Source organism: Spirillospora sp. NPDC029432 (assembly GCF_040703975.1).
In the GTDB taxonomy this organism is placed as follows: domain Bacteria; phylum Actinomycetota; class Actinomycetes; order Streptosporangiales; family Streptosporangiaceae; genus Spirillospora.
Genome location: NZ_JBEZWH010000042.1, coordinates 1 through 19,224, shown reverse-complemented (window position 1 = coordinate 19,224; position 19,224 = coordinate 1). Strand labels below are relative to the sequence as shown.

Below are 19,224 nucleotides of genomic sequence, written 5' to 3'. Positions count from 1 at the left end.
TGGCCCGGCGGTGCTAGCCGGTCGTGACGGCGTACGCGGCGGCGCGGCCGGGGGCGTCCGGTACGGACCAGGCGCTCGTGAAGCCGCCGCCGGTGGCGATGAGGCCCATCTGCTCGCCCAGGAAGTAGCCGCGCGGGCTGTTCGCGTCGGGGATGCGCGGGGCCCGGCGCATGTCGAACGACGCCTTCGTCAGCCGGGTCTCGCTCCACTTCGCCGCCGCGTCCGCGCACGAGGCCGCGGGCGAGGCCGGGCGGCAGCGGGCCAGCCAGCGGTCCGTGAGCAGCGGCTCGCCCGCGTCGTTGTGGCGGAAGTCGGAGTAGGAGACGGCGACCGTGCCGCCGCGGCCCACGGCGAGCGAGACGGTGAATGTCTGCTGGTTCGGCGCCGGAACGGTCGCGGGCGTCCGGTTCGCCTTGACCGGGTCGGACCAGGTACGGCCGCCGTCCGCGGAGCTGGTCAGCGCCACACCGTCGGCGGCGCCGCCGCTGAACCGCGCGTCCTGCCACGCCGCGTACAGCCGGCCGGTCCGCCGGTCGATCGCCACGTCGGACAGGATGCTCGTGGTGTGCGAGACGTGCTCGCCCGACTCGGGGTCCTGGATGGCGATCCTCGTGCCGAAGTCGCCCACCTTCCGCGGCGCCGACCAGGTCGCGCCGCCGTCGGTCGAACGCACCGACTGCACGGTGTACTCCGACAGCCCGGGCCCGCCGCCGAACCGCACGTGCGTGTGGAGGTCGAGCAGCGAGCCGTCGTTCAGCACGGTCAGCCGGTGCCCGGTGACCATGGTGCCCTCATCCGCCGTCACGGTGGTGCGGGGCGGGCTCCAGGTCCGGCCGCCGTCCGTGCTGCGGCTGATCCAGCCCTCGTTGCGGGTGCGCTCCTCGGCCGGGAAGCGCGGCCCCGCGATGTACAGGACGTTCGGGCGGCGCGGGTCCGGCACGGCCCGCCCGGCCAGGAGCCCGCCCTGGAGCGGGTCGGTCTCCTCGGCGACGACCGCCGGCCGCGTCCACGTCCGGCCGCCGTCGTCGGAGCGGACCGCCAGGGCCGCGGAGGCGGAGTCGTCGTCCATGAAGACGCCGCCCGTCACCACGAGCCCGCCGTCGCGGGTGAACGTCGCCATGGGGTCGTCCACGTGGTCGTAGCGGCCGCCCGAGCAGCGGGTGAGGCCGGGCACGACCGAGCGCGTCCAGTGCCGGCCGCCGTCCCGGGTGACGGCGACGACCGCGCCGCGCTGGTGGTCCTGGGGCCACACGGCGGCGATGCGGCGCGGGTCGGACGGGTGGGCGGCCAGCACCGGTTCGACGGCGCCCTTGGCCAGGTGCGGGTCCAGGCTCCCCGGCGCGCAGCCGGCGAACGGGCTCGGCCCGGACAGCCGGCGCGGCCCGGGATCGGGGGCCGCGGCGGCCGGCGGCGCGGGCACGATCAGCGCCGGTGCCAGGACGGCCGTGAGGACGGCGAGGGAACGTCGCATGGTCCACTCCTTCGAGTCGGTGGACGCCATCGTGCGAGCACGGTTTCGCCCCGGTCGTCCCGCGCTCGGCGCAATGTCCCGTACTCCCGGTGGGGTAGCCGCAGCCCGTTCCGGAATCCGGCGGATTCTGTCGGTGGAGACCGGTAGATCTTGTCGGCATCCGACGGGCCGCGAGGGGTGGAGGTCGTATTCCGATGAGTTCCGGCGAACCGGGGTGGGAGGAACGGAGCGCGGTGCGCGTGGTGCCGCCCGTCCAACCGCGAAAACTGGTCAAGGTGCCGTTCGTCGAGCTGGCGGAGGGCCGGCTGCAAGGGGTCGTGTCGAGCGGTTCGGACATCGCCCGCGTGTACGTCTCGTCGATCGCGGCGGAGACGCACGACTTCAGCTGCAGCACCAACAACAACCGGCCGTGCGGCGGGGTCGGGGGCTCGTACCGGTGCAAGCACCTCAACGCGCTGATCGACGAGGCGGTCAAGCAGTACGGCCTCGAACGCGTTGCCCGCTACCTGAAGGTCGAGGCCGCGGAGGGCGACGACCTCGACCGGCTGCTCCAGGGCAGCCATGAGAAGGCGCCCGCCGCGATGGTGTTCAGCCGCTTCCTGCGGCACCTGACGTACCTGGAGGTTCCGGCGAGCCCGGAGCCCCTCACCGAGATGCACTGGTTCCCGGCCTTGGGGGCGGTCCGCTGATGCAGGGAGTACAGCTCGCCGGCCTGCCCGCCGAGGTTCCGGGCGTCGCGGAGGCGCTGGACGCGGTCGCCGGGTTCGACGCCGCTCTGGCCGGGGGACTCGCCCGGCTCGGTCCCCAGCACACCGAGGCCGTGAACGCCCTCGCCGGAGCCGTGGGCGCGTCGCCGCTCGGCACCGCGATGGCGGACGCGGTCGGCAAGCTCGCCGCCGGCTCCATCGGCGTCGCCGAGCTCACCGTGCTGGCCGGGGCCCGCGCCGCGCTGCTCGGCTCCGTCCACGACGCGCTGCTCGGCGGGCTCGACGGCGCGCTCGAACGGCCCCGTACCGCGTGGGAGGAGCCCCCCGCCGGCGGGGATCCGGCGCCCGCCAACCTGCTCGCCGGCGCCCGGTCCTGGCTGCAGGAGCTGGCCATCACGGGCTGGCGGGGCGTGGACGACGCGCTGGTGTCGGCCGCCGACCAGGCCCTCGAGGCGCTGTGGGCCGAGCCGCGGCTGCGCCGCCTCGCCGTCCTGCTCGACGGCCTGGCCGCCGAGCTGCGCGCCTCCTGCCCGGTCGCCACGATGGAGCGCGTCCCCGAACGCCGCTGGGCCGACCTGTGGACGCGCGCCGTGCTGCTCGCCCACACCGGCGGCTGGACGGGCGGCGCGGCCACCACCGTCTCCGGGCGGCTGCTGCCGCTGGGCGTGGACGTCCAGGAGCACGGGACGGCCGTCCAGGCGCAGCTGCACGCGGTCCTGGAGCCCGCCGGCGGGGGACCGGCACGGCTCGTCCGCGCCGCCGTCGCGGCCGCCAAGGTCGACTCGATCGTCGGCCCCGCGATCTGGCGGCTCCTGGAGGGGTACCCGACGCTGCTCGCGGTCCTCGCCGAGCGCCGCGCCGCCGACGTGGACGGCATGCCGCTGACCGCGGGCGGCGACCTGCTCTGGGACGAGGAGCGCGCGACGGCGGGGGAGGCCGCCGACCCGTTCGCGACGGCCCGCGTCCGGCTGCCCGCCGCCGAGGCCCCGGCCGTCCCGCCGCTCGACCGCCACCCGGTCCGGATCGCCGAGCCGGTGCTGGTCGAGGGGTACCAGGCCAAGCGCGACGGCACGTTCGACCTGAACGGCGAGACCCTCGCCGTCGACCTCGACCGGCTGCCGCCGAGCGGCCCGCTGATCGAGCAGCTCGTCAAGGCGTCCACCGCGTGCGTCGGCCTGCTCCGCTGGGACGCCGGGCGCTGGACGCTCCAGCCGCTCGCCGTACAGAGCACCGTGAAGAAGGCGCCCGTCGAGGCGCACAACGGCGACTGGGCGCTCGGCCCCACCGACCCGAAGATCGTGAAGGCGCAGGCCCGGGCCGGTGACGCGGTCTTCGTCCTGACCGAGCGCGCGGGAAGGCTGCTGCGCAAATGAGCGAGAACGAGAGCGGGAACGCGAACGGGAACGGGACCGAGAGCGACGACGTCCGGCGGCAGGTGCTGCTGTGGCGGCTCCTGGGCCGCGTGTTCCAGACCGAGGAGCAGCCCGCGCTGGAGACGGCGAGCATGGCGGTCGTGCGGGAGCGCGGGCTGCCCGCGGCGCTGCTCGACCCGGGCGTGTCCGTCGACACGGTCGTGCAGCGGTTCCCCGAGCTGGAGCCGGAGCTGCTCGACCCGCTGGCGGACGGCGACGGCGGCGACCGGGTACGGCGCACGGCGCTGGTGTCGAAACTGCTGCTGAACGCGTTCGCCACCGGCGGGGGGAGCGTCAGCGCGGCGCAGCTGTCGGCGTGGCAGCGCGACGCGGAGTGGCTGCGGCGCGCGCTCGGCGCCTGCCCCGGCGGCACCGGCGGCACCCCCGGCACCGGCGGCGAGGGGGCCGGCCAGGCGGGCGGCCCCGGCGAGGGCACCGGCCAGGCGGGCGGCGGGACGGAAGGCGCGGGCGACGGGTCGCCCGCGACCGGGCGGCGGCGGCCCGACCCCGGGCGCGGCGAAGGCGGCGGCGCCGGGATGGGCTTCGACGTCAACGAGGGCGAGCTCAACCGGATCCTTGGCGAGCTCGAAGGCGACCTGGTCTCCCGGATGCGGCTGCGCGAGGTGCTGGCCGATCCGGCGCTGGCCCGGCAGCTCACCCCGAGCATGTCGCTGGTCGAGCAGCTCCTGCGCGACAAGCACAACCTGTCCGGGGTGGCGCTGGCCAACGCCAAGGGCCTCATCCGGCGGTACGTGGAAGAGATCGCCGAGGTGCTGCGGACCCGCGTCGAGCACGCCAGCGCCGGGAAGCTCGACCGGAGCGTGCCGCCCAAGCGGGTGTACCGCAACCTCGACCTCGACCGCACCATCTGGAAGAACCTGGTCAACTACAACCCCGACGACCAGCGGCTCTACGTCGACCAGCTCTTCTACAAGCACACCGCGAAGCGCAGCACGCCGGCCCGGATGATCGTGGTGGTCGACCAGTCCGGGTCGATGGTCGACTCGATGGTCAACTGCACCATCCTGGCGTCCATCTTCGCCGGGCTGCCGAAGGTGGACGTCCACCTGATCGCGTACGACACCCGCGCGATCGACCTCACCCCGTGGGTGAACGACCCGTTCGAGGTGCTGCTGCGCACCAACCTCGGCGGCGGCAACGACGGGCCGGTCGCGATGGCCATGGCCCGCCCGAAGATCTCCGACCCGCGCAACACCGCGATGGTGTGGATCTCGGACTTCTACGAGTTCGACCGGTCCCGCCCGCTGCTGGAGGGGATCAAGGCCGTGCACGGCTCCGGTGTGAAGTTCATCCCGGTCGGCTCCGTCAACAGCTCCGGCCAGCAGAACGTGGAGCCCTGGTTCCGGCAGCGCTTCAAGGAGATGGGCACGCCCGTCATCTCCGGCCATATCGACAAGCTCGTCTTCGAGCTCAAGACCTTCCTTGGCTGACCTCGGCCCACTGCCTTGACCCAGCCTGCCCCGAACCCACCTGAGACACCCCTGGACATCGAGGAGTTCCCCCGACATGACCGATGACATGCTGCGCGCCCCGGCCGAGGTCAAGTACGCCGACGAGCTCGACTACCTGGAGTCGATCGACGACGCGCCCAAGCCGTTCTCGTGGCGGCTGAGCCCGCGGATGGTGCGCACGTTCGTCCTGGGGTCCGAGCGCTCCGACGGCCTCGACCGGGAGATCCCGCAGAAGTGGTTCGGCGACCGGACGTTCGTCGAGCGCGCGATCGTCACGCTCGCGTCCGACCGCGGGCTGCTGCTGATCGGCGACCCGGGCACCGGCAAGTCCTGGCTGGCCGAGCTGCTGTCGGCGGCGATCAGCCGCAACTCGACGCTGGTCGTGCAGGGCACCGCCGGCACCACCGAGGACCACATCAAGTACTCCTGGAACGTCTCCATGGTGATCGCCAAGGGGCAGTCCCGGGAGTCGATGATCCCGTCCCCGATCATGACCGCGATGGAGCGCGGGGTGATCGGGCGGTTCGAGGAGCTGACCCGTTCCACCAGCGACGTGCAGGACGCGCTGATCTCGATCCTGTCGGAGAAGTACGTCTCCATCCCCGAGCTGGACACCGACAACACCGTGTTCGCCCAGCCGGGCTTCTCCATCATCGCGACGGCCAACAGCCGCGACCGGGGCGTGAACGACCTGTCCTCGGCGCTCAAGCGGCGCTTCAACTTCGTCCGCATCCCGGTGGTGACCAGCAAGAAGGCCGAGTCGGAGATCGTCCGGTTCCGTACCACGGAGCTGCTGAAGAGGCACCAGATGGAGCTGGAGGTGGCGCCGTCGCTGCTGGAGGTGCTGCTGCAGAGCTTCGCCGACCTGCGCGCCGCCGCCGCGTCCGCCAGCAGCGACGACGAGAAGCTGGAGTCGGCGCTGTCGACGGCCGAGCAGATCGGCGTGCTGGAGGACGCGATCCTGCACAGCCAGTTCTTCGGCGAGCGCGAGCTGCGCGCCGAGACGCTGGCGTCCTCGCTGGTCGGGTCGCTGGCCCGCCGCACCCCGGAGGACCTGGCCATCCTGAACAAGTTCTGGCACGGCGTCGTCGAGCCGCGCAGCAAGAAGGAGGAGGGCGCGTGGCAGGGCTTCCTGGAGGGCGGCCGCGAAGCGCTGGCGAAGCTGTCGTGACGGCCCCGGCGACCGAACTGGAGGGCGTGGCCGCGGGGCCGTTCGGGGCGCTGCGGGAGCAGCTGCTCGGCGCGGCCGAGCGGTTCGGCTCCGGCCCGGTGACGGAGATCCTGGAGGGGCTGGTCGAGGACGTCGACCGGGCTCTGCGCGAGCCGCTGGAGATCTTCCCGGTGTGCCACCACTCGCCGTCCTCGGCGACGGCGATGGCCCGCCGGCTGCGGGAGAAGCGGCCGAAGGTCGTCTACCTGGAGCTGTGCGAGGACATGCGGCCGCTCCTGGACGAGCTGCACAACTGCAAGTTGCCGGTGGCGCTGCAGTCGTTCGCGACCGACCTCGACGGCTTCCCGACGAAGTGGGCGCCGCTGAGCGTGGTCGCGCCGATCACCGAGGCGTCCGCGGAGTACCAGGCGATCTCGTACGCGCTCACCACGCCCGGCGTGGAGCTGGTCCTGGTGGACCGCTCGACCGACCACGTCTTCCAGTGGGCGCCGCGCGAAGACGGCGCCGACGGCACCGACGGCGCGGAGAAGGAGCAGGAGAGCGGCGCGGGCGGCCAGGCCGAGGACGACGAGACGGCGCTGCACGGCGACGCGGTCGGCGTCGAGATCGGCGACCTGCGGCCCCGCTTCGCCGAGCTGGAGGAGCACCTGCTCCACCACGGCAAGGTGCGGCACTGGTCGGAGTGGTGGGACCAGTACGTCGAGCAGCCGCTCGTCGACGCCGACCACGACACGTACCGCCAGGTCATGGTGCTGATCGGCAGCCTGTTCCGGCGGCTGCGGCCGGAGGGCTCGGACCGTACCGCCGTGGACGAGGACCGCGAGCGCTACATGTGGACGCGGATGCGCGAGCACCTGGCGTCCTCCGGCGCGGACCCGGCCGAGTGCCTGTACGTGTGCGGCGCCTTCCACGCGGCGAGCCGGGTGGAGGAGTTCGGGCTGCACGGCGCGGCCGGCTCGTTCGAGATCACGCCTCGTACGGGGACGCGGTGGCAGTACGGGCTGATCCCGTCCAGCCATTCGGCGATCGAGGCGCAGTTCGGGCTGGCGCCGGGCTCGGTGTCGATCGCCGCCGCGACGTGGGCGAAGGCGCTGCGGCGCAGCGGCCTGAAGCCGTTCCGGCTGGGCGGCAGGCCGCCGGCGAGGAAGAAGGCGGCGCCGGTGCCGCCCGCGCCGGCGGTGACCGACCGGCTGTCGGGCTTCCTGACGGCCGCGCCCGCGCCGGACGGCCTGGACGAGCAGGAGCTGCTCGGCTGGTGCGTCGACATCGTCCGGCTGGCCCGCAAGAACGGCTACGCCTCCAGCACCGCCGACGCCATCGCGGTGTACGAGACGTCGATCCTGCTGGCCGGGGTCCGCGGGCGGCGGCGGCCGACGCCGTACGACTTCCAGGACGCGGCCGTCACCTGCATCGAGAAGGACGCGGTGCCGGGCCGCCGCGACATCGCGCGGCTGTGCGAGATCCTGCTCGGCGGCGACCGGGTGGGCGAGGTCGGGTACGACGCGCTGCCGCCGCTGGCCCGCGACGTCCTCGACCGGCTGGCGCCGCTGGGTCTCGACCTGGAGAAGCGCACGATCCAGCGGGCGCTGCTGAACCTGGACGCCGATCCGCGCCTGCGGCCGTGCTCGGACCTGCTCTGGATCCTGCGCCGGCTGGTGCCGGGCGACGCCGTCCGGCCCATCATGGGCTCGCGGCGGCTCGGCGAGCGCTCCATCCAGGAGAGCTGGGACCTGGCGATCGGCCGGAACATGCGCTCGGTCGTCGAGCTGGGCTACGAGGGCGTCACCGTCGAGCAGGTCCTGGAGCAGCGGCTGCGCAAGGCGGTGTACGGGCCGCGCGCGACCGCGGCCGTCGCGCTCGCCGCGGTGGAGGACGCCATCCTCTACCTGGGCACCCGGCGGCTCACCGACGAGCTGGGCGCCCGCGCGGTCGAGCTCCTCGCCGCCGAGCGCACGGTGGACGACGCGCCCGAGGTGCTGCGCCGCGTCCGGCGGCTGCTGACCCACTACCAGATGACCGAGCCCGAGCTGCCGGGATGGTGCCAGGACTTCGTCACCGCCGGGTACGCGCACTACTGCACGCTGCTGCCGTCCGCGTTCACCGACGACGACACCGGCGTGCGGCAGGTGGCGGCGATGCTGGGATTCCTGCTCGGGATGGAGAGCCTGGCGCTGTCCCTCGGCTGCGACCACACCCAGCTGGAGCTGGCGGTCCAGCAGTCGCATCCGGAGTCGCCGGCCAAGGTCGCCCTGCTCTGGGCGGCGCAGACCCAGCTGGGGGTGCTGCCGCTGGACGAGTTGCGGCGCCGGTGCGACGAGCTGCTGGACAACCCGCTGGTCGTCCCGTCGTTCCCGCTCTACCTGAGCGGCTTCATGCAGGCCCTGGAGCCCGTCCCGGCGCTCGCGTCGCTGGTGGTGGAGGTGCTGTCGAAGGCGTTCGCCCGGCTGCCCGACACGGTCCTGCTCCCGTGGCTGCCGAAGCTGATCACCAGGCTGAAGGACCACGCGGCGGAGATGGTGCCGGTGCTGATCAGGGAGGCGGGCCGCACGTTCCCCGCCACCCTGGCGGCGCTGGACACCTGGACCCCGCCCTGGACGGCCGCGCCGCCCGCCGCCGGCCCCGGCGCCGGTCCGTCCGATGCCGTACGGGACGGCGGCCCGGCCGGTGACCTCCTGGCCGCGCATCCGGCCGCCTGCGGCGCGGTGGCGTCCCTGCTGGGGCTCCCGCCCGACTGGCCGGTCGCGGCGGAGGCGACGGGGGCGGCCCCCGGTTCGGCCCTCCTGGCCGAGCACCCGGCGACCGCCGGCGCGGTCGCCGCCCTCCTCGCCTGAACGCGAGGCCGCGAGCCCCGGACCGGCCGCCCGGCCGGTCCGGGGCTCGCGGCACGCCGGGTGCCGGGTCCAGTTCCGCAAAGTTCGCTCAATGTCCGGATCCGGACGGAACTTTGCGATACCTCCCGTAAGTCTTACTGACGAGTACCTCGCGCGAACCACCCCGCGCACCCCGCGAAACCCCGCCGCACGAGCACCCCGCGGACAGGGGGGCCGTCACGAGTGGACGGCCTCCGGAGAACGGGAGTTTCCAGGGGGAAATCCATGCCCGGAACGAGGGTGTACGACGTCGTGGCGATGCACGTCCCCATCGTCTACGACGCTCACGGGGACCACGACCGCGATGGGATGATCTTCACGCTGGCCGCGCACGAGGCGGCGCTGGCCGAGGTCCGGGAGAGCTTCCCGCGGCCCTTTCCGGACCCGCTGACCGAGCCGGAGCGGCTTCCGGAGCCGCATCCGCTGGTGCGCCCGCTGGTCCTGCGGGCCCGCGCCGGCGAGCGGATCGTCGTACGGTTCCGCAACGAGCTGCGGCGCCGCGCCGGGATCCACACGCAGGGGGTCGGGTACCGGGTCGCGGACGCCGACGGCGGGGCGGTCGGCCGCAACCCGGACTCGGCGGTCGAGCCGGGCGGCAGCACCACCTACGAATGGGACGCCGCGGAGGAGGGCGTCTTCTTCTTCGGCGACCTCGCCGACCTGCGCGGCGACGAGCACGGCTCCCAGGCGCACGGCCTGTTCGGCGCGCTCGTCGTGGAGCCGGAGGGCGCCACCTGGACGGATCCGGTGACCGGCGCGCCGCTGCTGGACGGGCTCTACGCCGACGTCCACGTACCCGGGGAGCCGAGCTTCCGCGAGTACGCGCTGTTCATGCAGGACGAGACGCCGAACCACAACCCGGTCCTGCCGCCGCACCCGCTGTACGAGTGCGAGCGCCCCCGGCCGCACACGCACTCGCCCGCGGCCGGCGGGGAGCGGATCGCCCCGGTCTTCTTCCCCGACCACGACGACGACCACGGGGAGCATGGGGAGGCCGGGGAGCACGGGGAGAACGAGCACGCCGCCTCGATGATGCTCATGAGCTACCGCACCGAGCCGATGGGCTGGCGCGCCCTCGCGTACGAGCGGCTGCTGGAGGAGGGCGCGATCGACCCGGTACGGGACGCGGTCGTCGGCGAGGAGCAGCACCACAGCTCCTGGCTGTTCGGCGACCCGGCGACGCCGGTCTTCCGCGCGTACCGCGGCGACCCCGCCAAGATCAGGGTGGTGCACGCCGGGGTGAAGGAGACCCATGTCTTCCACCTGCACCTGCACCAGTGGCGGGCCGTCCCGGGCCACGACGAGTCGCCCATCATCGACTCGATCACCATCGGCCCGCAGCAGGCGTTCACGATCGAGCCGATCGGCGGTGCCGGGTCGGCGCAGCGGGCGACCGGGGACATCATCTTCCACTGCCACCTGTATCCGCACTTCCACTCGGGGATGTGGGGGATGTGGCGGGTCTTCGACGTCCTCCAGGAGGGCGCCGGCGCGTACCCGGACGGTACGCCGATCGCGCCGCTCCGCCCGCTGCCCGGCCAGGCCGCTCCGCCCGCTCCCACCGCCGAGCGGCCGGGCTTCCCGGCGTTCCTGGACGGGACGTTCCCGCAGAAGTCGCCCCGGCCGCCGCGCACGCCCGGGATGCCGGAGGGGATGGGCCGGGAGCCGTCCGCGCTGGAGCGGGCCGCGTTCGTGGCGGACCCGCGGCCGGGCGAGGCGTTCACGAAGGTGACCCCGGACGGGGACGCGCCGGTGCGCCGCTACCACCTCGTCGTCCTCCAGGGGACGCTGCACTACTACGAGAGCCACGGCCACGGCGACGACGGCGGGCACGGCGACACCTGGCACGACCACCGCGGCGTGTTCTACGTGCTGAAGGAGGAGATCGACGCCGCCGGCGGGGTCGCGAACTTCCAGCGCGAGCTGGAGGAGGGCACCAGGAAGATTGAGCCGATCGCGATCCGCGCGCGCAAGGGGGAGATCCTCGAACTCACCCTGACCAACGAGCTGCCGCCCGGCTGCCACGAGGAGACCCCGTTCGACGCGGTGCTGCCGTTCCAGCCGGAGTGCGGGCTGCACGTCCACCTGGTGAAGTTCGATCCGCTGGTGGCGGACGGCGCCAGCGTCGGCTGGAACTACCTGTCCGGTACGACCACGCCCGACGCGGGTGAGGAGGACAACGCGCGCTACAACTCCTGGGTCTACCGGTGGTACTGCGACGAGGAGTTCGGCGTCGTCTTCTTCCACGACCACCTGCTGGCCAACGAGCGGCAGCGGCACGGCCTGTTCGGCTCCATGATCGCCGAGCCGGAGGGCGCCGTCTGGGTCGATCCGCACGACCACGGCCGGGAGGTCCGCAACGCGGCCCAGGCCGTCGTGCGGCTGCCGGACGGGAGCGCGTTCCGCGAGCAGGTGGTCCCGGTGGCGGACTTCGTCCCGCTGTTCGAGCACGGCGCCGGCGAGACGGGCGACCCGATCAACCCGCCGGCGTTCCCCGGATCGCTCGACGACCAGGGCACCATGGCCGTCGGCTACCGCTGCGCGCCGCTGCACGAGCGCCCCGGCGACCCGTCCGACTGGTTCTCCAGCGCCGCGCACGGCGACCCGGGGACGCCGCTGCTGCGCGGCTACCCGGGGGAGCGGCTGCGCGTACGGCTCTACCAGGGCTCGCACGAGGAGCAGCACGGCTTCACCATGCACGGGATGCGCTGGCGCGCCTGGCGCGACGACCCGGCGTCACCGCTGCGCACGCAGCAGACGATCGGGATCTCCGAGGCGTTCAGCCTGCACATCGACGAGCCGCACGGGCCCGGCGACTACCTGTGGGCGTTCTCGGCCATCGACGACACCTGGCTGGGGTCCTGGGGGCTGTTCCGCCTGCACGAGGAGGAGCAGGCGGACCTGCCGCCGCTGCCCGGCGCGTTCGGGGAACCGGCGGGCGGCCCGCCGCCGTTCGATCCGCGCGCGGCGCGCCGGTACCACGTCCGGGCGGTCGCCCGCGAGATCCACTACAGCGACCGGCGCAGCGACCCGTTCGGGCTGGCCTACGTCCTCGACGGCACGGACGACCCGGACGGGCCGCTCGTCATCCGCTGCCGGGCGGGCGAATGGGTGGAGGTGACGCTCAGCAACGAGGTGGACGTGCCGCCGGAGCCGACGCCGTACGACCCGCCGCTGCCGGCGCTCGACGACCCGGCGGACCGCGAGGTGTCGCCACGGGTGTCGCTGCACCCGGTGGGCCCGCTGCGCTACGACGTCCGGACGAGCGACGGCGCCAACGTGGGCCGCAACGCGAACGGCACGGTCAAGCCGGGGGACGCGGCCACGTACCGCTGGTACGCCGACACCCCGGGCGTGGTCGTCCTGGAGGACCGCGCCGACCTCCGCACCCACCGGCACCGCGGCCTGGTCGGCGCCCTCGTGGTGGAGCCCGCCGGCGCCACCCCGTACCCGGCGGACTCCACCGGGGACGGCTGGAGCGGCGACCGGGCGATCGTCCGGAGCCCGGGCGGTGAGGACGTCCACGAGCTGGTCCTGGTGCTCCAGGACGGGGTGCGCCAGTACCACCATGGCGACCCGACCCAGCCGGTGACCGATCTGGAGGACGAGCCCGAGGACTCGGGGCAGAAGGCGTTCAACTACCGCAGCGCCCACCTGTTCCCGCCGAGCCCGTCCCTGGCCGTTCCCGACCCGGGGACGCCGGTGCTGCGCTGCCGGCGCGGCGACCTCGTCCGCGTCCACCTGGCGGTGGCGGCCGACCGGCCGCGCAACCACACGTTCCACATCCACGGGCAGACGTGGCCCATGGAGGAGCACCTGGACGGGCCGCGAGTCGGGGCGATCGGCGGCCTGACCAACGGCACCGTGCGGTCGCTGACGTTCAGGGCCGGGGCGCGCGGTGACTACGCGTACCGGACGGGCGTGTGGCGGTGGGCGCTGACCGAAGGGCTGTGGGGCCTGATCCGCGTCCGCTGACCCTCGCCGGACGGACGTGTGCCGCGGCGCAGTGCGGCGCCGCGGCACACGTTCCGCTATGGACTCCGGGACTACTCGCGGATGCCCATGCCCTCGACCGGCGGGGTGCGCAGCAGCCGGCCGATCGGCAGGATCGTGGACACCAGCGCCAGCGCGACGGTCCCCCCGATGATGATCACCCAGCCCAACGGCGGGACGTACGGTACGGGCTGGCCCGCGATCGCGTTGACGATCGACGACAGCGTCACCGCCGCGATCGCGACGCCGATGGTGAGCGCCACGCCCAGCAGGGCGGCCTGCTCGGCGTTCGCCATCCGCTTCACCTGGCGGCGGGTCACCCCGACCAGGCGCAGCAGCGACAGCTCACGCGTCCGGGCCAGCGCCGCCATGATCAGCGTGTTGGCGGCCGCGAGCACCGCGTACCCGACCAGCACGGCGACCAGCTGCTTGTTCAGCCAGGAACTGATCGCCAGGTCCTTGGCCAGCTCGCCGGTGAACCGATCGGTGCCGGTGACGGTGGCCGACGGGTACGCGCTCGCGAGCCTCGCCAGGGCGGGCCCGACGTTCGCCTTCGGGTCGCTGCGGATCAGGACGTGGTCGTCGAGTCCGGTGGCGGTGTGCCCGGCCAGCGTCGCGTTGCTCAGCGTGACGTCGCCGAAGCCGAAGTTCCGCTCGTAGATCGCGACGACCTTCAGCTCGACCGGCGTGCCGTCGCCGAGCCACAGCTCGGCGGTGCCGCCGAGCTTCCAGCCCGAGGAGTCCGCCTGGGACGAGGACACCGCCACGGTGCCGGCCCGCAGGTCGTCCAGCCTGCCGGACGTCACCTTCAGGTCCATGGTCCGGCTCGCGCCCGGCCCGTCGACGCCCTGCGCCACCACCGTCATGCCTTCGCCCATGAAGGGGACGATCACCGAGGTGCGGCGGACGCCGGTCGCGGCGAGCACCCCCGGGATCCGGCGGGCCTGCTCGGCCGCCGCCGCGGGCAGCCCGGCGCCGCCGACCAGCGCGTGCTGGGCGATCGTGCCCTCCTTGCTCTGGACCACCGTCTGGTGCTGCACGTTGTCCTGGAGGAACCAGACGGTGCCGCCGAACCCGACGGAGAGCACCAGCGCGGTCAGCACGGCGACCATGCCGCGCGCGTTGGCCCGCAGGTTCGCGGCGGCCAGGTAGCCGCTGGTGCCGAAGGCGGCCCGCAGCACGGGGGCCAGCGCCACCGCCGCGGCCTTGTTGATCCACGGTGCGAGCAGCGCGATCGCCAGCACGAACGTGTACAACATGCCCACGGCGGCGCCCATGGCGGTCTGGCCGTTGGTGCCGCCGGCGACCGCGATCAGGCCCACCGCGCCGCCGAGGGTGGCGAGCCCGGCCATCACCCGGATCCGGCCGCCCAGCGCCGCCTCCACGGCCGCCTCGCCGAGCGCCTCGGTCGGCTTGATGCGGGCGGTGCGCCGCGCGGCGATCCAGGCCGAGACCAGCGCGATGGCGGCCACCGCCACCACCACGACCGGCGCGGCCAGGAACCCGGCGCTCATGGGGAAGCCCTCGGGGACGAAGCCGCGGGTCCCGAGCTCGCTCCAGATCCAGCGCGCGCCGAGCATGCCGAGCGGGACGCCGATCACCGCGCCGAGCACGCTCAGCATGCCCACCTCGCCGAGGATCAGCGCCCGCACCTGGTTCGGGGTCGCCGCGATGGCCCGCAGCAGGGCGAAGTCGCGGCGGCGGTGCCGGACCGACAGGCCGACCGTCGCGGCGACCACGAAACCGATGATCAGCGCGGCGTAGCCGCCGAACGCGCCGCCGGCCTCCACGACGAAGGCCTTCGCGGCGCCCGTCTCGGGCCGCTCGGCCAGGCTCCGGGCGTCCCCCGTGTACGCCTTCGCGCCGGCGCCCTTCGCGAGCCGCTCCAGCGCGGCGGTCACGGCCGCCTCGTCCGCGCCCTTCGCGGTGCGCACGCCGATGGCGTCGACCCTGCCCCGGTGCGGGTCGAGCCGGGCGGCCTGCGCGTCGGTGAAGAACAGCGCCGCCTGCGGCCCCGCCCCGCCGGACGCCTTCACGACACCGCTCACCCGGAGTTGCCGGACGGTCCCTCCGGTGAGGACGGCCGTGGTGGCGCCGGGCCGCAGCCTCCCGGCAGCGGCGAGCCGCTCGTCCACGGCGACCTCGCCGTCGAGCCGCGGCGCGGTGCCCGACACCACCTTGTACGGGGCGAGCGCCGCGCTGCTCCAGCCGTGCCCGGCGGCCGGCACCTTCGGCGCGCCCGCCGCCGCGACCGGGATCGTCCGGTCCGCCACGGCGCTCGCCACGCCGGGCACGGCGGCGACCTCGCCGACCAGCGATTCCGGGACGCCGCCGCGCTCGGGCAGCGTCAGCGTGCTGGTCTCGGTCTCGCCGAACATCTCGTTCTCGATGGTGAGGTCGCGCTGTGCGACCACCGCGAAGGCGGCGCCGTACCGCTGCGGCTCCCCCTTGTGCAGCAGCCCCGACTCCACGAGGATCCCGCACACCGTGAGGATCATGACGCCGGCGGCCAGCGCGAGCAGAGTCGCGACGAAGTTTCCCTTGCGGTACCGCAGCATCCGTGCGGCCAGTTCCAGCACGGGTCAGCCCTCCCGGTTCGGAACGGGCTGCTGCTGCCGCGGCTGCCGGCGGTCGAGCATCGCCAGCTGCTCCGCGATCCGCTGGACGCCCGGCTGCGGCATGTCCCGCACGATCCGCCCGTCGGCGAGGACCATGACCCGGTTGGCGTACGACGCGGCGACCGGGTCGTGGGTCACCATGATCACGGTCTGCCCGGCGTCGTCGACCACCGCCCGCAGCAGCGCCAGCACCTCCGCCGCCGTCCGCGTGTCCAGCGCGCCGGTCGGCTCGTCGCAGAAGATCACCTCGGGCCGCGTGACGAGCGCCCGGGCGATCGCCACCCGCTGCTGCTGGCCGCCCGACAGCTCCGCGGGCCGGTGCCCGAGCCGATGGCTCAGCCCGACCCGGTCGATCACCTCGGCCAGCCAGGCCGGATCCGGCCGCTTGCCGGACAGCCGCGACGGCAGCAGGATGTTCTGCTCGACGGTGAGCGCGCCCACCAGGTTGAACGCCTGGAAGATGAACCCGACCCGGTCGCGGCGCAGCTCGGTCAGCCGCTTCTCCGACATGGTGGACAGGTCGGTCGAGCCGATCCGCACCCGTCCCGAGCCGGGCCGGTCCAGCCCGGCCGCGCAGTGCAGCAGCGTGCTCTTGCCGGAGCCGGACGGCCCCATCACCGCCGTCATCGTCCCCCGCAGGAACCAGGCGCTCACCTCGGCCAGCGCCACGACCGGCTGGTCGCCACCGCCGTACGTCTTGCTGACACCTTCGATACTGACGGCGTTATCGGCCGCGGGCACTGACATGGGGAATTACCTTCCGGGGGAGTCACCTGCGAAGGCCTCCGACGCTATGGAGATCATCGACGCCGGACAATGCAGCCTGTGGCCCATGCGCGGTAGTGCAGGCACTACCAGGCGCTCCGGCCGGTGACGGCCCGTGGCACGCGGCGGGGGCACCCGGGGGTGCCCGGCGGGGGTGCCCGGCGGCCCGGACGTACACGTCCGCCCGCCCGGAAATGAGTGCCGGGCCCGATGGTGACAGGCTCGGTAAGGGGCCATAGTGGAGGAGAGTCAAGGGAGGACTCGACGTCCGCCGCGCCCCGCCCGCGGGCCCCGCCATCCCGGCGCGCACCTTTAAACACGCCGATTCCGGGCATCACGCCGCAGCCGCCCCGCACCCCGCGCGCCCTCCGACCGGAGACACCGATGACCCGTAACGCGACCCACCGCGACCACCACGATCACCACCGTGACCACAAGCGCGACCACAAGCACGACCATCACCATGACGGCCTGCTCGACACGGTCACCCTGCCCCTCACCGGCTGGACCGCCCGCCTCTACCACCAGGACGGCCACCCCACCCGGCTCGTCCTGGACCCGGGCGGCGGCACCCCCGTGACCCACGCCCTGCACGGCCGGACCGACCCGGACCCGGACCGCCTCGTCCTCGGCGGCCACCACGTCCGCCTCGCCCGCCCCTTCGGCCCGTCCGCCGTGGGAACGATCACCCTGGCCTGCGGCATGACCGGCGGCGACCCGGTGGACGTCGCGTTCCTCCAGCCGCGCCCCTGGCTCCCCGCCCGCCTCCGCAAGGTCCGGCCGGTGATCCTCGCCGGCCACGTCTGGCTGGCCGAACACCCCGGCCACTACCAGGACGTCCGCGCCGCCACGCCCACCCACACCACCACCCGCGCCCTCTGACGGAGGACGGCGGCCGGCCGGGGATCAGGGGAACACGAAGCTCCCCGACCAGTGGCCCCATTTGGAGGTCTTGACGCCGTTGCGCCGCGCCGAGCCGTACCCGCCCTGCCCGGGACGGATCTCGAAGGTGACGGGGCCGCCGTCCCTGAGGGTGATGAGGCCGGCGTGGACGGCGGCGAGGCCGATCGAGGAGTCGTCGGTGTAGACGCCGTCCCCCCAGACCTTGCCGGCGCCGTGGGCCTTTCCCCTGGGCGGGAAGACGAACGTGAAGCGCTCGTGGTCGCGGCCGCGGAACGTCGCCGCCGTGGCGCTCCAGTCCGCCGGGCCGAGGAAGACCGGCTCCCCGGGCGGCGGCGCCGGCCGTGCCGGCTCCTGGCGTTCGGGGAACGTGAAGCTGCCCCGCCAGGGCCCCCAGCCGGCACTCCTGACGCCGTTGCGCTCCCGCGAGCCGTAGTACAGCCGCCCGGGACGGGGCGTGAACGTGACGGGGCCGCCGTGCCGGAGCGTGATGAGGCCGGCGTGGACGGCGGCGAGGCCGATCGAGGAGTCGTCGGTGTAGACGCCGTCCCCCCAGACGTGCCCGGCTTCGGCGACGCTCCCGCCGGGCGGGAGGACGAAGGTGAACGACTCCTGGTCGCGGCCGCGGAACGCCGCCGCCGTGGCGCTCCAGCCGGCGCGGCCCAGAAAGATCGACTCCGGGTCTCCGGCGGGCGGCGGCGGGTCCGCCGGCTCCAGGCGCCGCGTCCGCTGCACGGGCGGGACCCCTCCTGAGGTGGCGGCGCGCAGCCGGGCGGCGACCGCCGCGGCGTCGTCCGGGCGCTGCGCGGGGCTCTTGGCCAGCAGCTCCATGAGGATTCTGTCCAGCTCGGGCGGGATGCCGGCGCGCAGCGCGCTCGGCGGGTCCGGCGTCCTGGACAGGTGCCCCGCCAGGACCGCCAGATGCGTCTCCCCGGTGAACGGCGGGCTTCCGGTGAGCAGGTGGTAGAGCGTGCAGCCCAGCGAGTACAGGTCCGCGCGGCCGTCCACCGGCTCGTTCGACAGCTGCTCGGGGGCCGCGTACGCCAGGGAGGCGTACCCCTGGGCGGTCACGCTGGCGGTGGCGCCGGCGGCGCGCGCGATGCCGAAGTCGCAGACCTTGATGCGGCGGCCGTCCACGAGCATGAGGTTGGCGGGCTTGATGTCCCGGTGGACGATGCCCGCGCCGTGCGCCGCCGCGAGCGCGTCGGCCACCTGCGCGCCCCACTCCGCGACCTCGGCGGTGTCGAGCCCCTGCGGGTGCTCGGCCAGCACCGCCGCCAGGTTGCGGCCGGGGAGCAGTTCCATCACCACGTACCGGTACGAGGAGTCGATCCCGAAGTCGTGCACCACGGTGATCCCCGGATGCGCCAGCCGCGCCCCGAGCTTGGCCTCGCGCTCGAAGAGCCGGACGGCCTGCGCGTCCCCGTCCACGGTGCCGAGCAGGATCTTCACCGCCACGCCGCGTTCCAGGCGCTCGTCCACGCCCCGCCAGACCTCGCCGAAACCGCCCGCGCCCAGCGTCTCGATCAGCCGGTACCGTCCCGCCAGCACTCGCCCCGGATCGATCATCCGTCACCTTCCGTACGTAGGCGTGATCAGGCCGACGGCGCCCAACGCTACGACATGGCCGCCGGTCCGGCCCGGTCAGACGGCCATCGTCGTACATCTGAGATGCGCCTGAACGGGGTGACAACCGGGCCGCCGGGCTGCAAGGCTTCTGCCGCACCTCGCTCGCCCCGTCGCTCGCCCCGTCGCGAAGGCTCGGCGACGTCATCGCCGCCTGCGAGTGCGAGTCGGGCTGCCCGTCCTGCATCCAGTCGCCCAAGTGCGGCAACGGCAACGACC

11 protein-coding genes are annotated in these 19,224 nt (G+C 74.0%); 7 read left to right on the top strand and 4 right to left on the bottom strand.

Annotation, left to right across the window (positions count from 1 at the left end; translation table 11 throughout):
• Window positions 1-13 precede the first annotated feature (13 nt).
• A complete protein-coding gene (locus tag AB0881_RS27595; protein WP_366621350.1) occupies window positions 14-1,471 on the bottom strand; it encodes a sialidase family protein in 1,458 nt (485 codons plus the stop codon).
• A gap of 194 nt (window positions 1,472-1,665) precedes the next feature.
• On the opposite strand from AB0881_RS27595, the gene AB0881_RS27590 reads away from it, so the two are divergent.
• From AB0881_RS27590 to AB0881_RS27565, 6 genes are all read left to right on the top strand, one after another.
• Window positions 1,666-2,160 (top strand): hypothetical protein, encoded by a 495-nt coding sequence (locus AB0881_RS27590; RefSeq protein ID WP_366621349.1) that lies wholly within the window; start codon window positions 1,666-1,668, stop codon window positions 2,158-2,160.
• Window positions 2,160-3,551 carry a hypothetical protein gene (locus AB0881_RS27585; RefSeq protein ID WP_366621347.1) on the top strand — a complete coding sequence of 464 codons (1,392 nt, stop codon included), beginning with the start codon at window positions 2,160-2,162 and terminating at the stop codon, window positions 3,549-3,551. Before AB0881_RS27590 ends, AB0881_RS27585 begins: the two co-directional genes overlap by 1 nt.
• Complete coding sequence (locus tag AB0881_RS27580) at window positions 3,548-5,041, top strand: VWA domain-containing protein (protein WP_366621345.1); 1,494 nt, start codon at window positions 3,548-3,550, stop codon at window positions 5,039-5,041. Before AB0881_RS27585 ends, AB0881_RS27580 begins: the two co-directional genes overlap by 4 nt.
• Before the next feature lie 76 nt (window positions 5,042-5,117).
• The gene (locus tag AB0881_RS27575; protein WP_366621344.1) at window positions 5,118-6,233 is read left to right on the top strand and encodes an AAA family ATPase; all 1,116 of its coding nucleotides are present in this window, start codon (window positions 5,118-5,120) and stop codon (window positions 6,231-6,233) included.
• Entirely contained in the window at window positions 6,230-9,064 is a 2,835-nt protein-coding gene (locus AB0881_RS27570) for a hypothetical protein (protein WP_366621342.1), read from the top strand. Before AB0881_RS27575 ends, AB0881_RS27570 begins: the two co-directional genes overlap by 4 nt.
• A 264-nt stretch (window positions 9,065-9,328) precedes the next feature.
• Complete coding sequence (locus tag AB0881_RS27565) at window positions 9,329-13,078, top strand: multicopper oxidase domain-containing protein (RefSeq protein WP_366621340.1); 3,750 nt, start codon at window positions 9,329-9,331, stop codon at window positions 13,076-13,078.
• Between the two features lie 71 nt (window positions 13,079-13,149).
• On the opposite strand, the gene AB0881_RS27560 is transcribed toward AB0881_RS27565, so the two are convergent.
• A complete protein-coding gene (locus AB0881_RS27560) occupies window positions 13,150-15,675 on the bottom strand; it encodes an ABC transporter permease (protein WP_366621339.1) in 2,526 nt (841 codons plus the stop codon).
• A 3-nt stretch (window positions 15,676-15,678) separates the two neighbouring features.
• Window positions 15,679-16,461 carry an ABC transporter ATP-binding protein gene (locus AB0881_RS27555; RefSeq protein WP_366621337.1) on the bottom strand — a complete coding sequence of 261 codons (783 nt, stop codon included), beginning with the start codon at window positions 16,459-16,461 and terminating at the stop codon, window positions 15,679-15,681.
• Window positions 16,462-16,863: 402 nt separating this feature from the next.
• Between AB0881_RS27555 and AB0881_RS27550 the strand changes: the two genes are divergently transcribed.
• Entirely contained in the window at window positions 16,864-17,361 is a 498-nt protein-coding gene (locus AB0881_RS27550; RefSeq protein ID WP_366621335.1) for a hypothetical protein, read from the top strand.
• A gap of 24 nt (window positions 17,362-17,385) precedes the next feature.
• Here the strand turns inward: AB0881_RS27550 and AB0881_RS27545 are convergent, their stop codons facing one another.
• Window positions 17,386-18,948, bottom strand: coding sequence for a protein kinase (locus tag AB0881_RS27545; RefSeq protein WP_366621333.1), 1,563 nt, complete (start codon window positions 18,946-18,948; stop codon window positions 17,386-17,388).
• Between the last annotated feature and the right edge of the window lie 276 nt (window positions 18,949-19,224).

Coding starts and splice junctions, on each gene's coding strand:
- AB0881_RS27550 (WP_366621335.1), top strand. CDS start 16,864: ATGACCCGTAACGCGACCCACCGCGACCACCACGATCACCACCGTGAC.
- AB0881_RS27580 (WP_366621345.1), top strand. CDS start 3,548: ATGAGCGAGAACGAGAGCGGGAACGCGAACGGGAACGGGACCGAGAGC.
- AB0881_RS27585 (WP_366621347.1), top strand. CDS start 2,160: ATGCAGGGAGTACAGCTCGCCGGCCTGCCCGCCGAGGTTCCGGGCGTC.
- AB0881_RS27555 (WP_366621337.1), bottom strand. CDS start 16,461: ATGTCAGTGCCCGCGGCCGATAACGCCGTCAGTATCGAAGGTGTCAGC.
- AB0881_RS27545 (WP_366621333.1), bottom strand. CDS start 18,948: ATGATCGATCCGGGGCGAGTGCTGGCGGGACGGTACCGGCTGATCGAG.
- AB0881_RS27590 (WP_366621349.1), top strand. CDS start 1,666: ATGAGTTCCGGCGAACCGGGGTGGGAGGAACGGAGCGCGGTGCGCGTG.
- AB0881_RS27575 (WP_366621344.1), top strand. CDS start 5,118: ATGACCGATGACATGCTGCGCGCCCCGGCCGAGGTCAAGTACGCCGAC.
- AB0881_RS27565 (WP_366621340.1), top strand. CDS start 9,329: ATGCCCGGAACGAGGGTGTACGACGTCGTGGCGATGCACGTCCCCATC.
- AB0881_RS27595 (WP_366621350.1), bottom strand. CDS start 1,471: ATGCGACGTTCCCTCGCCGTCCTCACGGCCGTCCTGGCACCGGCGCTG.